The following is a 13,406-nucleotide window of genomic DNA, read 5'->3' as shown; positions in this document are numbered from 1 at the left end:
ACCACCGATTGGCATCACCCTTGGCACCAGTAAGTGGGAGACAGTTCATCAAGGACAAGGCCCGGACTTCTCCGGGCCTTTCGCCATCCAGCGTAACGTCATGCCGCGATGAACCGCTTCCCTGCACGAAGAGGAGCGCGGGGCTCCGCTCAGGGGTCAGGACGTTCCGCTCGATCCGGCGAGACAAAATAGATCCAACAGGTAATCAGGCAGGCCGTGGCGGAGAACGCCATGACCGAGACGTAGCTCCAGCGGATGGAGATGTACGGCGCTGCCGCACCCAGCAGAAGATAGGTCGCCAGGATCAACACGCTGGAGGCGGCATTTCCGGCTGCTTGAACACGCCCCTGCATGGCGGGGTCGGTCAGCTCCTGGGCAGCCGTTGTCACCACCGGCCAGGTGGCCAGTCCACCCCCGATGAGGAAGTACAGGAGCAGGGCACTGACGAAGGACTCCGCCATCGCGAACAGCGCAAAACAGATGGTCATCGCCAACGTGGCCATGACCAGTGCCGTACCGTAGCCCCAACGTTGCGCCGAGGCCGGAAGAATCAACGCGCCCACCACAACGCCCAGGGACAGTGCCGCTTCGATGGCACCAAACTCGCCGGCGCTGAGATTCAGGACCACCTTGGCGAACGGGGCCAGCAGAATACTCGTCGTCATCAACGTGACGTACATCAGCGCCTGCACGCTGTACATGAGCAGCAGGCGACGATGGCTGAGGAGATAGCGCAGCCCCTGCACAAATGCGGCGTGCCGCGTCACGTCACGGGTCGGGCTGATCCCGGCGTCATCGCCCAGCCTGACGCCGATCAGGCACATCAACGCCAATCCAAAGAGGCCCGCAGTCACCACCAGCACCACGGGAAGCGGCGCCAGCATCAGCAGCGCTCCGCTGACCGGCATGCCGATGATGAAGCCGATTTCGAAGGCCACATCCACCGCTGCATTGGCGTCCAACAGATGCTTGGCAGGCACGAGGTCGCGCACCATCGCCAGCAGCGCCGGTGTATAGAGCGCGGCGCAGGTCCCCATGCAGAAACCGAGCACAAGCAGCGCGGGTATACCGGGGTAGCGTGCATAAATGACTGCGGCCACCAGCAGCACCACGATCCGCACGGCCTTGGTGATCATGACCACGTACCGTCGATCGTATCGATCCACCCATGCACCAATGGCCGGTGCGAAGATGAGCGAGGGAATCCAGTAGCAGGTCATCAGCCATGCCAGTGCGGACACCGAGGCCTGTTGACCCACGACCATCCAGGACATGGCAAGCAGGATCATGCCTGCGCCGATGTTGGCAAGCAGGCAGCTCAGCACCACGCGCCGCACCGAAGGGATCTTCAGCAGCTCAAGGCGCCGGGCCAAGTGACTCACGTGGGTGGCCTGTGGGCTGCCGCGGCGTGTATGGCCCCGGTTTTTTCAAGAACAGCGATGTCCATGCGAGGACATGCTGCTACAGATTGTTCACGCCGTTAAGAGGCATTGCTGACAGCCTCTCTGAACAACATGTCGTGAGCCATGAGCGGAAGGCAATACTGCGCGCGGTGTAAAGCAAAAGGCCCGGATCACTCCGGGCCTTTCGTCCTCCCACCTTACGCTGCGATCAACCGCCTTCCGGCGCGAAGGCAAGCGTGCGGCGCGTGGTGACCGGGGCGCCGACCGGCTCGAACTTCCAACGCTTGACGGCGTTGAGCGCTTCGCGGTCGAACACGCGCGCCGGGGTGGCGCGCAGCACGCGGGCGGCGGTCACCGAACCGTCGGTGCCGACGGTGAGCTCGACCAGCACTTCGCCGGAGGTGCCCGAACGCAGCGCGTCGGCCGGGTAACGCGGGGCCGGGGTGCTGACCGGGCGCAGGCTCGGCGCCGCGGCGGCCTGGCGGGTGGCCGCGGCCTGCTGGGCGGCGGCCTGCTGCTGGCGCTGTTCGGCCTCGCGGCGGGCGGTGGCCTGACGCTCGGCATCCTGGCGGTCGGTGTCGCGGCGCGCGGCTTCCTGCTGCGCGGCGATCTGCCGCGCGGCCTCGGCTTCGGTGCTCTGCTGCTGTGCCAGGCGCTGCTGTTCAACCAGCTGCTTGGCGCGGGTCTCGGCGTCTTTCTTGACCTTGTCGGTCTCTTCCTGGGTGCGCTTGAGCGCAGTCTGCATGCTGCCGCTGATGCCTTGTTTCAGGCGCGGCAGTGCGGGGGCGGCCGGGTCAACCTTTTCGATCAGCGCAACCAGGCGCTGGGTTTCGGCGAAATCCTCGCGGCCCAGGTTCTGCTCGGCGGCGATCAGGGTATAGGGCAGCAGATCGGTCAGCGCGCTTTTGACCGAGGCGTCATCCGGGGTCTTGTCGCGCAGCGCCAGGTAGTACTCGATGGCGTTGTCGCCGGCCGGGGCGTACATGCGGTTTTCGCGCAGGGCCTTGCTGGCCAGCTCACGCAGTTCCTCGGTACCCAGCGACTGGACCTTGGCCGAGACCGCCGGTGCGGCCGGCGCAGCAGTGGGGGTGGCGGGTGCCGCAGGCGCGGCCGGTGCGGTGTCGTCCTTGCCCGAGCAGGCGGACAGGGCGACCAGCAGGATCATCGGCGCGAACAGGCGCGCCGGGCCATGAGTCTTGACGTGCGACATCCAACTCCCCTTTGAAGACGACGATACGTAGGGCCTGATGCGGTCAGGCCGACCGAAGGCCATGGACGTTTCCCGACGTCCATGGCGGACCCGCAGGTGTGCAATCTAGCATCACCCCGCCCGGCCCGGGGGCCAGGCGGTCAGGACAGGGGCATCCTCACCGATGCCGCCGCTGCCGGGCAAGTGTCAGTGCGACAGCGTCTTGCTCGGCGTGCCGTTCATCAGCTTGTCGGTGTAGGCGATGCCGATTGCCGAGAGGATGAAGGCGGCATGGATGATGGTCTGCCACATCACCCCGGTCGAGGTCATGGCCGAGCACTTGAAAGCTACGGCGGCCGTGGGGCCGGCGGCTGCAACTGCGGCCGAAACGGCTTGCAAGTAAGCGTCGCTGTTGCACGACGGCAGCCCATCCAGATTGCCCGCCGCAATGAACGTCTTCAGCAGGTGGATCGAGGAGATACCGATGATCGACAGCGCCAGCTTCACCTTCAGCACGCTCGCGTTGACGTGGCTCAGCCATTCCGGCTGGTCGGGGTGGTTTTCCAGGCGCAGGCGCGATACGAAGGTCTCATAGCCGCCCACGATCACCATCACCAGCAGGTTGGAGATCATCACCACGTCGATCAGGCCCAGCACCAGCAGCATGATCTCCTGCTCGCCCATGGTGTTGGCCTTGTGCAGCAGGTGCCACAACTCCTTGCCGAACAGGAACACATAAACGCATTGGGCCAGGATCAGGCCCAGGTACAGCGGCAGCTGCAGCCAGCGCGAGGCGAAGATCAGGGAGGACAGGGGACTGATGGGAGTCTGGGTCGAGCTCATGCTGGGATGCTGCGTTGCGGGGACGGCGCAGCGTAACGGTCCGGCTTGACCCTGCCAAGCCGAATGACGGACTAGACTCGGTATTCCCAATCCGCGAGCCGTCGCCATGATCGACCTGTACTACTGGCCCACCCCGAATGGCCACAAAGTCACGCTGATGCTGGAGGAGACCGGCCTGCCATACCGGATCCAGCCGGTGAACATCGGCGCCGGGGACCAGTTCACGCCCGCCTTCCTGGCGATCTCGCCCAACAACAAGATGCCAGCGCTGGTCGACCACCAGCCCACCGACGGCGGCGCCCCGCAGAGCGTGTTCGAGTCCGGCGCGATCCTGCTGTACCTGGCCGAGAAGGCCGGCCGCTTTCTGCCGGCCGACAGCCGCGGCCGGGTGGCGGTGCTGGAATGGCTGTTCTGGCAGATGGCCGGGCTGGGCCCGATGAGCGGCCAGATGGGCCATTTCAACGTCTACGCGCCCGAAAAGATTCCCTATGCGATCGAGCGCTACGACAACGAAGTGCGCCGCCTGCACGGCGTGATGGACAAGCGCCTGGCGCAGACCGCCTATCTCGGCGGTGAGGCGTACAGCATCGCCGACATGGCCAGCTACCCCTGGATCGGGGCCTACGACAAGCTTCCGGTCGATTTCAGCGCCTTCCCGAACCTCAAGCGCTGGCATGACGTGATCGCTGCGCGCCCGGCCACCCAGCGGGCCTACGCCCTGCGCGAGAAGGTGAACCCGCAGGCCGGCAAGCCACTCAGCGAAGAAGAGCGCAAGCACCTGTTCGGCCAGCGCTGAGCAGCGGCGTAGTGCCGGCCGCTGGCCGGCTCCCCGGAACACTCGGCGCGGCCGGATGCCCGCCATCTCCGGCACGACCGGAACGGTTTTGGTTAGGATGAAGCGTTCCCCGGGCCGCCGCGGTGGCCGGGGACTGCCCAGACGCTGCCGGAATCCTTCATGCGCCACCTGTTTGCTTCGCTCGCCCTGATGCTCGCCTCGACCTCGATCGCCCACGCTGAAAAACTGACCCTGGATGCCATCACCGGCCCGCTGCCGTTGTCCGGCCCGACCCTGATGAAGCCCAAGGTGGCCCCGGATGGCTCGCAGGTCAGCTTCCTGCGCGGCAAGGATGCGGATCGCAACCAGCTGGACCTGTGGGCGTACGACATCGCCAGTGGGCAGACCCATCTGCTGGTCGATTCCAAGGTGGTGCTGCCGGGCGAAGAGACCCTGAGCGATGCCGAGAAGGCCCGCCGCGAGCGCCAGCGCATCGCCGCGATGACCGGCATCGTCGATTACCAGTGGTCACCGGATGCACGCACCCTGCTGTTCCCGCTCGGCGGCGAGCTGTACCTGTACGACCTGAGCAAGCAGGGCAAGGCCGCGGTGCGCCAGCTCACCCACGGCGAAGGCTTCGCCACCGATGCCAAGCTCTCGCCGAAGGGCGGCTTCGTCAGCTTCGTGCGCGCCCGCAACCTGTGGGTGATCGACCTGGCCAGCGGCCAGCAGATCCAGCTCACCGGCGATGGCAGCGACACCATCGGCAACGGCGTGGCCGAGTTCGTGGCCGATGAGGAAATGGACCGCCACACCGGCTACTGGTGGGCGCCGGACGACTCGGCGATCGCCTTCGCCCGCATCGATGAGTCCCCGGTGCCGGTGCAGAAGCGCTACGAGATGTATGCCGACCGCACCGAGATGATCGAGCAGCGCTACCCGGCCGCCGGCGACCACAACGTCACCGTGAAGCTGGCGGTGATCGCGCCGCGCCGGAACGCCGCGCCGCGCTGGATCGACCTGGGCCGCAACCCCGACATCTATCTGGCCCGCGTCGATTGGCGCGACCCGAAACACCTGACCTTCCAGCGCCAGTCGCGCGACCAGAAGACACTCGAACTGGTCCAGACCGAGCTGGCCAGCGGCCAGCAGCGCACGCTGGTGACCGAGACCTCGCCGACCTGGGTGCCGCTGCACAACAGCCTGCGCTTCCTCAAGCAGGGCGGTTTTGTGTGGTCGTCCGAGCGCAGTGGCTTCGAGCACCTGTACCGCATCTCCGACGACGGCAAGACCGTCACCCCGCTGACCGCCGGCACCTGGCCGGTGGACGAACTGCTCGCCGTGGACGAAGACGCCGGCAAGGTCTACTTCCGCGCCGGCATGGACAGCCCGCGCGAAAGCCAGCTGTATGCCGTGTCGCTGCAGGGTGGCACGCCGCAGCGCCTCTCACAGGCACCGGGCATGCACACCGCCAGCTTCGCGCGCAACGCCAGCGTCTACGTGGACAGCTGGTCCAACACCACCACGCCGCCGCAGATCGCACTGCACCGTGCCAACGGCGAGAAGATCGCGACCCTGGTCGAGAACAATCTTGACGACCCGGCGCATCCGTACGCGCGCTATCTCGATGCGCAGCGCCCGGTAGAGTTCGGCACCCTGACCGCCGCCGATGGCAGGACCGAACTGCACTACAGCCTGATCAAACCGACCGGTTTCGATCCGGCCAAGCGCTACCCGGTGGTGGTGTACGTCTACGGCGGCCCGGCCTCGCAGACGGTCACCAACAGCTGGCCCGGCCGTGGCGATCATCTGTTCAACCAGTACCTGGCGCAGCAGGGCTACGTGGTGTTCTCGCTGGACAACCGTGGCACCCCGCGTCGCGGCCGCGATTTCGGTGGCGCGCTGTATGGCGTGCAGGGCACGGTGGAAGTGGCCGACCAGCTGCGCGGCGTGGCCTGGCTGAAGCAGCAGGCCTGGGTCGACCCGGCGCGCATCGGCGTGCAGGGCTGGTCCAACGGCGGTTACATGACCCTGATGCTGCTGGCCAAGGCCTCCGACAGCTACGCCTGCGGCGTGGCCGGTGCACCGGTGACCGACTGGGGCCTGTATGACACCCACTACACCGAGCGCTACATGAACCTGCCGGGCAACAACCCGAAGGGCTACGAAGAAGCGCGCGTGCTGGCGCACATCGACGGCCTGCGCTCGCGCCTGCTGCTGATCCACGGCATGGCCGATGACAACGTGCTGTTCACCAACTCCACCGTGTTGATGAGCGCTCTGCAGAAGCGCGGCCAGCCGTTCGAGCTGATGACCTATCCGGGCGCCAAACATGGTTTGTCGGGCAGCAATGCGCTGCACCGCTACCGTCTTGCCGAGGACTTCCTGGGGCGCTGCCTGGCGCCCTGATCCCGCTCCTGCCACCGGCCCGACAAGGAGTTTGCCGATGACATTGCCGCCCGCGCTTCCTGGTTCGACCGTACCCACCGGCTGGTGGCGTCGCCACTGGCGCTGGGCGATGCCGGTGGCGGTGGTGGTCGGTATGGCGGCGGCAGCGGGCGCGGTAGGGTTCGCGCTGTCCCAGTGGGCGTACTGGAGCAAGTCCAGCACGCCCTACCAGGAAGCCATGCGCCGCGCGCGCTGCAACATCGAACTGGTGGCGGCCCTGGGTGAGCCGCTGCGCGATGGCTACCTGCCGGCCGGCTCGATGCATTCCAACGGGCAGAGCCAGTTCGTGATCGCGGTGTCCGGCCCGCAGGGCAACGGCCGCATCTTCCTCAATGCCAAGCGCGCCGGCGAGCACTGGGATTACCCGATGCTGTACGTGGTGACCGACGGCAAGGAGGCGATCGATCTGGCCGCCCTGGACGACCTCGAAGCCGCGGACAGTTGCGCGCTCGAAGAGTGCCGGGCGAAGGGGGACTGCCCGCCGGCACCGGAGGCCTTGCAGATCTGAGCGGCGCATGACCTCCGGCCAATTGCCCCGGACCCGCCAAGTGCGTAGGGTCGCAGGCATCCTGCCCTGGAGTTCCTGCATGAAGCCGCTTGTCCTCGCCGTTGCGCTTGCGCTGTCCGTTCCCGCCGTGCTGTCGGCTCCCCCGGCCTTGGCCGCAGCAACAGCCGCCAAGCCCGCCGCCTCGCCGGCCTGGGTGACCCGCAGCAATCAGCTGGCGCAGATCCTGCTGGATGCGCAGGGCCCGTTCCAGCCGGAAGAAACCGGCTTCTTCGGCGTGCCGGGCTACGACGACAAGGTGGCCGACTTCGGCCCGGACAACGGCGCCCGCTACCGCGCGGCGATGGCCAAGTCGCGCAGCGAGCTGCAGGCCAAGCTCGCCACCGAGCGCGATCCCAACGTCCGCCAGGACCTTGCGATCATGATCGCCGCCGCCGACCAGAACATCGAAGGCAGCGAACTCAACGAGAAGTACCTGCTGCCGTGGAGCGATACCCCGCAGACCGTGTTCAGCGGCCTCAATCTGCTGCTGTCCGACCAGGTGCCCGCCGAACGCCGCGCCAAGGCGCTGGACCGCCTGAAGGCCTACGCCGGGCTTGCCCCGGGCACGCAGCCGGTGACCACGCTGTCGCGCCAGCGCTACGAAGAGCGCCTGGGCGACAAGAGCCTGCTGCAGCCGACGAAGATCGAAGTCGAGCAGTCGCTGGCCAATGTGGATACCTACATCAGCGGCATCGAGCAGTTGTTCGGCAAGTACAAGGTCGCCGGTGCCGAGCAGGCGCTGCAGACCATCGCCAGCCAGCTGCGCGAGTACCGCGACTGGACGCGCCACGAAGTGCTGCCCAAGGCCCGCACCGATGCGCGCCTGCCCGAGCCGCTGTATGCGTACCAGCTCAAGCGCGTGGGCATCGACATCGCGCCGGCGCTGCTGATGCAGCGGGCCCAGCTGGAATTCATGGAAACCCGCTCGGCGATGCGCCAGCTGGCACCGCTGGTGGTGCAGGCCAAGGGCCTGAAGGTCACCGACACCACCGACCCGGTAGCGGTGGTGCGTGCGCTCAAGGGCGACAAGATTCCTGACGACCAGCTTGAGCACCACTACCGTGGCGTGATCGATGCGATCGACCCGATCATCCGCAAGGAAAAGATCGTCGATGTGCCGCAGCGCCCGATGCAGATGCGGCTGGGCTCGGCTGCCGAAAGTGCCGCCTCGCCGGCCCCGCATTTCCTGCCGGCCCCGCTGGTCGGCAACACCGGGCAGCAGGGCACCTTCGTGCTGCCGCTGGGCAATCCGGCCGCCGGCGACAAGGCCGCGCAGTACGACGATTTCAACTTCGGCTCGGCCGCCTGGACGCTGAGCGCGCATGAAGGCCGCCCGGGCCACGAGCTGCAGTTCACCGCGATGGTCGAGCGCGGCATCTCGCTGGCGCGCACCATGTTCGCCTTCAACTCGGTCAACGTGGAAGGCTGGGCGTTGTATGCCGAAGCGGAGATGGTGCCGTACGAGCCGCTGGACGGGCAGCTGATCGCGCTGCAGTTCCGCCTGCTGCGTGCCGCGCGCGCAATGCTGGACCCGATGCTCAACCTGGGCCAGATCGACCGTGCCAACGCCGAGCGCGTGCTGATCGACGAAGTCGGCCTGTCCAAGGCGATGGCCACCCAGGAACTGGACCGCTACATGGTGCGCATGCCCGGCCAGGCCGGCAGCTACTTCTACGGTTACACCCGCATCCTTGAGCTGCGCATGCAGACCGAGCTGGCGCTGGGCGATCGCTTCGACCGGCTGGCGTTCAACAACTTCCTGCTGGACCAGGGCCTGCTGCCGCCGGACCAGCTGGCCAAGGCAGTGAACGAGGTGTTCGTGCCGAAGTACAACAGCGCGGCCAAGCGCTGACACGGTTCCGGTAGGTGCGGGGCGTTTCCCGGTAGGCACCGACCGTTGGTCGGTGCGCTGGCCCGGCCGCCACGACCAACGGTCGTGGCCTACCGCGGCGCCGGTTAGCGCTGCGGCGTGATCGTCTGCGTGGGCAGGCGCGGCGCCGGCGGCGGGTTGGGTACCCAGATGGCCACGCCGGCCGCGCGCTTCTGCGTGGTCGGGATGCCGATGCCGACGCCACCGCCCACGTGCGAGCCATAGCTGCCCGCACCGACGGACATGCCCACCGGCGAACCGCTGGAGCCGACGCCCATCAGGATCACGCCATTGGCACCGAGGGCGGCCGCTTCACGCTTGAGCCGCATCACGGCCGCATCGGTCTGGCCCTGCGTGCCGAAGCCGACCGCACTGGCCGATTCGAGCTGGGCGATTTCCTGTGAGCCGGCCGGCGGCGTGGAGTAGATCTGGACCGTGGCCGGATCGACCGGCGCACGTGCCTGGCCGAGCATGACCTTGGAGGTGCTGGCACAGCCAGCGCTGAGCAGCGCCAGGCCCAGCAATGCGGCGCATCGGATGTTCATGGCGTTACCCCTGTGTGTGATGGCTGGGATGATCGGCGCTGGCGACTGAATCGGTGCCAACCCCTGCCAGTGCACCCTAGCACCGCCGCGGTGAGGCCCCCGCCAACGGCGTCTCGCTGCCGCTTGCGCCTGCGCCCGGAACCGCTATGGTGGGCCACGCATTCACCTCAAGGAGCCGGGCATGGGATTGATCAGTCTGTTGTGGGGCATCGTGGCGCTGCTCTGGATGATTGTGGCCCTGATCCCGCTGCTGGGCTGGGGCAACTGGTTCCTGATCCCGTTCGCCGCCGTGGGCGCGGTCATCGCCGCCATCGGCATCCTGTTCACCCACGCCAGCAAGCGCGGCCGGGCCTGGACCGGGCTGGTGCTCAACGGCATCGTGGTGGTGGTCGGCATCGTCCGGCTCGGGCTGGGCGGCGGCATCATCTGAGCCGTGCGGGTGCGACCGACCGTCGCAGCTCACGGGCGCCCGGCACCATCGGCGTAGAATGACCGGCTGCCGCATCCGGCTCCGCCGGCGGTCCACGCCCGTCCGGGCGCTCTCCCTGCACCGATGATCATTCGTCCTCGTCCCCACGGTTGGCAACTGCTCTACATCCTGCGCGGCTCCATCGTTCCGGCGGTGGCCCCGAAAGTCGTGGCGATCCTGCTGCTGTCCATTGCCGTCGCCGCCCTGGCCGAGCTGTGGCACCCGCCGGGCATCGAGCGCGTCTCGGTAGCGCCGTTCACGCTGCTGGGCCTGGTGCTGTCGATCTTCCTCAGCTTCCGCAACAACGCCTGTTTCGAGCGCTGGTGGGAAGGCCGCAAGCTGTGGGGCCAGCTGATCTATGAATCGCGCAGCCTGGCGCGGCTGTGCCAGGCCGTGCTGGTCGACGATGCGGCGCTGCGTGACCGCGTGTGCCGGCTGTGCATCGGCTTCGCGCATGCCCTGGCCGCCCGCCTGCGCGGCCGCGACGTGGCGTTGGCGGCGCTGCCGTGGGTGGCCGAGGCCGACCGCGTGCGTTTCGGCCAGCGCCGCAATGTGCCGGATCAACTGCTGGCGATGATCGCCTCCGATCTGGCCCAGGCGCTGCGCGCCGGTCAGCTCGATCCCTACCTGTACACCCAGTTCGAAACACGCCTGCATGCGCTCTCCAGCATCCAGGCCGGTTGCGAGCGCATCCTGACCACCCCGCTGCCGTTCGCCTACACGCTGCTGCTGCACCGCTGCGCGTGGCTGTTCTGCGTGCTGCTGCCGTTCGGCCTGGCCAGCTCGCTGGGCTGGGCCACGCCGGTGGTCTCGGCCGTGTTGGCGTATGCGTTCTTCGGCCTGGACCAGCTTGGCGAGGAGATGGAAGAGCCGTTCGGGCTGGAATCCAACGACCTGCCGCTGGATGCGATGGTGCGCACCATCGAAATCGATCTGCTCGACAGCCTGGGCGTCCAGCCGCTGCCCGAGCCCCTGCAACCGCGGCAGTACCTGCTGCAGTAATTCCTGCCTTCCGTTCCGGAGCACCTCATGGCACACCCCGACTATCGCCCCCGCCGCATGCGTCACGACGAGTTCTCGCGCCGCCTCATGCGCGAAAACACCCTGACCACCGACGACCTGATCTATCCGGTGTTCGTGCACGAGCTGGCCGGCCGCGCGCCGATCGCCTCGATGCCGGGCGTGGAACGGCTCTCGATCGACGAGCTGCTCAAGGTGGCCGAAGAGGCGCTGGAACTGGGCATCCCGGTGATCGACCTGTTCCCGGTGATCGATCCGGCCGGCAAGAGTCTGGACGCGGCGGCGGCGTGGGACGGGAACGGGCTGGCGCAGCGCGCCGTGCGTGCACTCAAGTCGCGCTTCCCCGAGCTGGGCGTGATGACCGATGTCGCGCTGGATCCGTACACCACGCATGGTCAGGACGGCATCATCGATGACGCCGGCTACGTGCTCAACGACATCACGGTCGAGGCGCTGGTCAAGCAGTCGCTCTCGCATGCAGACGCCGGTGTGGACATCATTTCGCCCTCGGACATGATGGACGGCCGCATCGGTGCGATCCGCCGCGCGCTGGATGCCGCGGGCCACGTCAACGTGCGCATCATGGCCTACTCGGCCAAGTACGCCTCGGCGTTCTACGGTCCGTTCCGCGATGCGGTGGGCAGCTCGGCCGGCCTCGGCAAGGCGGACAAGAAGACCTACCAGATGGACCCGGCCAACGGCGATGAGGCCATGCGCGAGATCGCGCTGGACCTGGAAGAAGGTGCGGACATGGTCATGGTCAAGCCGGGCATGCCCTACCTGGACCTGGTGCGCCGGGTGAAGCAGCAGTTCGGCGTGCCGACCTTCGCGTATCAGGTCAGTGGCGAGTACGCGATGATGAAGGCGGCCTTCGCCAATGGCTGGCTGGACGAGCGGGCGTGCGTGATGGAGTCGCTGATCGGCTTCAAGCGTGCCGGCGCCGATGGCGTGCTGACCTATTTCGCCCCGCAGGTGGCGCGTTGGCTGCGCGAACGCTGACAATACGCGCCCACCCCGATACAGGACGACGATGATGCAGACGATGGGATGGCTACAGTGGGTGACCTGGACGGCTGGCGTGCTGGCCTTTGCCGTGGTCATCGGGCTGGTGATCCGTGGCGTGCGCCGCGCCGCGCGGCAGGCGCCGGAGCAGCCCTCCGCCGCTGCCCGCATCGCCCGTGAGGCGCAGCTGTCGCCGGCATTGCAGGCGCAGCTGGCGGCGTTGAACCAGCGCAAGGATCACGGCGAGATCAGCGAAGCGCAGTACGAACAGCAACGAGCGGCGCTGCTGCAGGGCCATTGACGCGGGGCGACGCCGCCTCCACGGGTAGAGCGACGCCAAGCGTCGCTGCCCTTCGGCCCCGCAACATCAACCGCAGCCCATACCCCGCGGCGCTGCCGGCGCCTTGATCCGGTACAGATCCAGCCCGCCGGCACGCGGTGCGCGTGCCATGCCAGCCAGCACCATCTCCGTGGGCTTGGACGCGTCCACCACCGGCGCGCCGGTCTGGCCGTCGGCGGTGTTGAACGACAACGTCAACGGCACCGCCGCCTGGCGGTGATCGCAGCCCGCCAGCAGGACCTGCGAATGTCCGTCGCTCGCGCGGGTGAAGGCCAGTGCACCCTCGTTATCCAGCCAGGCCGCCCCGAGCTCGTCGGCGGCCGTGTTGAGCGGGGCGGGCAGGGCCTGCGCGGTGCCGAATCCCTCGCCCTGCACGGGCGCCAGGTACAGATCGAAGCCGCCCTGGGTGTGTTTGCCGTTGCGCGAGAACAGCAGCATGCGGCCGTCCGGGCGCAGCGCGGGGGCCCGTTCGTCCGCGCGCGTGTTGAGCGCCCCCGGCAGGGTCTGCGCGGGCCCGACGCTGCCATCGGCGGCCATCGGGGCGCGGTACAGGTCGAATCCGCCCTGGCCGCCGGGTCGGTTGGAGGCGAAGTACAGCCAGCGTCCATCATGGCTGAAGTAGGGGTCGCGCTCATCGCTGGCGCTGTTGAGCGCGAGCGGGGCAGGGTCCTGCCAGCGGCCATCGCGCAGCACCGCCTGCCACAGGTCCCAGCCGCCCTGGCCACCGGCGCGGTCGCTGGCCCACACGATGCGCTGGCCGTCCGGCGCGATCGTGGCCTGGGCTTCGTTGGCCTTGGTCGAGACCACGCCCATGCCCTCGATGCCGAATTCGGAAAGCGCCATCGCGGCGGGCGTGCAGAGTAAACTGGCGCTCAGCGCGAGCAGAGACAATGGAATGCGCATCATCGCGTCCGTTGGGGTTTGCGTTCCATTCTAGGCCCGGAGCAGGACAACC

General features: G+C 67.6%; 13 protein-coding genes. 8 read left to right on the top strand and 5 right to left on the bottom strand.

All coding sequences use genetic code 11. From position 1 onward, the window contains the following. Positions 1-149: 149 nt before the first annotated feature. From NJD74_RS13665 to NJD74_RS13655, 3 genes are all read right to left on the bottom strand, one after another. Positions 150-1,382, bottom strand: a complete 1,233-nt coding sequence (locus tag NJD74_RS13665; RefSeq protein ID WP_319624351.1) for an MFS transporter — start codon at positions 1,380-1,382, stop codon at positions 150-152. 229 nt (positions 1,383-1,611) lie between these two features. After that, positions 1,612-2,613 carry an energy transducer TonB gene (locus NJD74_RS13660; protein WP_019185449.1) on the bottom strand — a complete coding sequence of 334 codons (1,002 nt, stop codon included), beginning with the start codon at positions 2,611-2,613 and terminating at the stop codon, positions 1,612-1,614. Between the two features lie 186 nt (positions 2,614-2,799). Then, the gene (locus NJD74_RS13655; RefSeq protein WP_102788665.1) at positions 2,800-3,435 is read right to left on the bottom strand and encodes a TIGR00645 family protein; all 636 of its coding nucleotides are present in this window, start codon (positions 3,433-3,435) and stop codon (positions 2,800-2,802) included. Between the two features lie 106 nt (positions 3,436-3,541). Here NJD74_RS13655 and NJD74_RS13650 point away from each other — a divergent pair, with 106 nt between their 5' ends. The 4 genes from NJD74_RS13650 (at position 3,542) to NJD74_RS13635 (ending at position 9,057) form a co-directional block, all read left to right on the top strand. Beyond that, positions 3,542-4,231, top strand: coding sequence for a glutathione S-transferase N-terminal domain-containing protein (locus NJD74_RS13650; RefSeq protein ID WP_319624350.1), 690 nt, complete (start codon positions 3,542-3,544; stop codon positions 4,229-4,231). A 159-nt stretch (positions 4,232-4,390) separates the two neighbouring features. Then, on the top strand, positions 4,391-6,619 hold the full coding sequence (locus tag NJD74_RS13645) for a S9 family peptidase (protein WP_019185446.1): 2,229 nt from the start codon (positions 4,391-4,393) through the stop codon (positions 6,617-6,619). Positions 6,620-6,656: 37 nt separating this feature from the next. Continuing rightward, positions 6,657-7,166, top strand: a complete 510-nt coding sequence (locus NJD74_RS13640; protein ID WP_319624349.1) for a cytochrome c oxidase assembly factor Coa1 family protein — start codon at positions 6,657-6,659, stop codon at positions 7,164-7,166. 79 nt (positions 7,167-7,245) lie between these two features. After that, positions 7,246-9,057: a DUF885 domain-containing protein gene (locus NJD74_RS13635; protein WP_319624348.1), complete on the top strand. Its 1,812-nt coding sequence runs from the start codon at positions 7,246-7,248 to the stop codon at positions 9,055-9,057. A 104-nt stretch (positions 9,058-9,161) separates the two neighbouring features. Here the strand turns inward: NJD74_RS13635 and NJD74_RS13630 are convergent, their stop codons facing one another. After that, positions 9,162-9,620 carry a hypothetical protein gene (locus NJD74_RS13630; RefSeq protein ID WP_019185443.1) on the bottom strand — a complete coding sequence of 153 codons (459 nt, stop codon included), beginning with the start codon at positions 9,618-9,620 and terminating at the stop codon, positions 9,162-9,164. 181 nt (positions 9,621-9,801) lie between these two features. Between NJD74_RS13630 and NJD74_RS13625 the strand changes: the two genes are divergently transcribed. The 4 genes from NJD74_RS13625 to NJD74_RS13610 all read left to right on the top strand — a co-directional run bounded on the left by NJD74_RS13625 (position 9,802) and on the right by NJD74_RS13610 (position 12,412). Beyond that, positions 9,802-10,050 (top strand): hypothetical protein, encoded by a 249-nt coding sequence (locus tag NJD74_RS13625; RefSeq protein ID WP_019185442.1) that lies wholly within the window; start codon positions 9,802-9,804, stop codon positions 10,048-10,050. 123 nt (positions 10,051-10,173) lie between these two features. Beyond that, a complete protein-coding gene (locus NJD74_RS13620) occupies positions 10,174-11,091 on the top strand; it encodes a bestrophin family protein (RefSeq protein WP_019185441.1) in 918 nt (305 codons plus the stop codon). A gap of 27 nt (positions 11,092-11,118) precedes the next feature. Then, positions 11,119-12,108 (top strand): porphobilinogen synthase, encoded by a 990-nt coding sequence (gene hemB / locus NJD74_RS13615; protein ID WP_046273034.1) that lies wholly within the window; start codon positions 11,119-11,121, stop codon positions 12,106-12,108. Between the two features lie 34 nt (positions 12,109-12,142). After that, positions 12,143-12,412 (top strand): SHOCT domain-containing protein, encoded by a 270-nt coding sequence (locus NJD74_RS13610; protein WP_319624347.1) that lies wholly within the window; start codon positions 12,143-12,145, stop codon positions 12,410-12,412. 66 nt (positions 12,413-12,478) lie between these two features. Here the strand turns inward: NJD74_RS13610 and NJD74_RS13605 are convergent, their stop codons facing one another. Next, positions 12,479-13,354 carry a TolB-like protein gene (locus tag NJD74_RS13605; RefSeq protein ID WP_319624346.1) on the bottom strand — a complete coding sequence of 292 codons (876 nt, stop codon included), beginning with the start codon at positions 13,352-13,354 and terminating at the stop codon, positions 12,479-12,481. Positions 13,355-13,406 lie beyond the last annotated feature (52 nt).

Origin of the sequence: Stenotrophomonas sp. RG-453 (assembly GCF_033843685.1) — a bacterium.
Lineage (GTDB): Bacteria > Pseudomonadota > Gammaproteobacteria > Xanthomonadales > Xanthomonadaceae > Stenotrophomonas > Stenotrophomonas bentonitica_A.
This window is presented reverse-complemented; position numbering and strand designations above follow the sequence as displayed.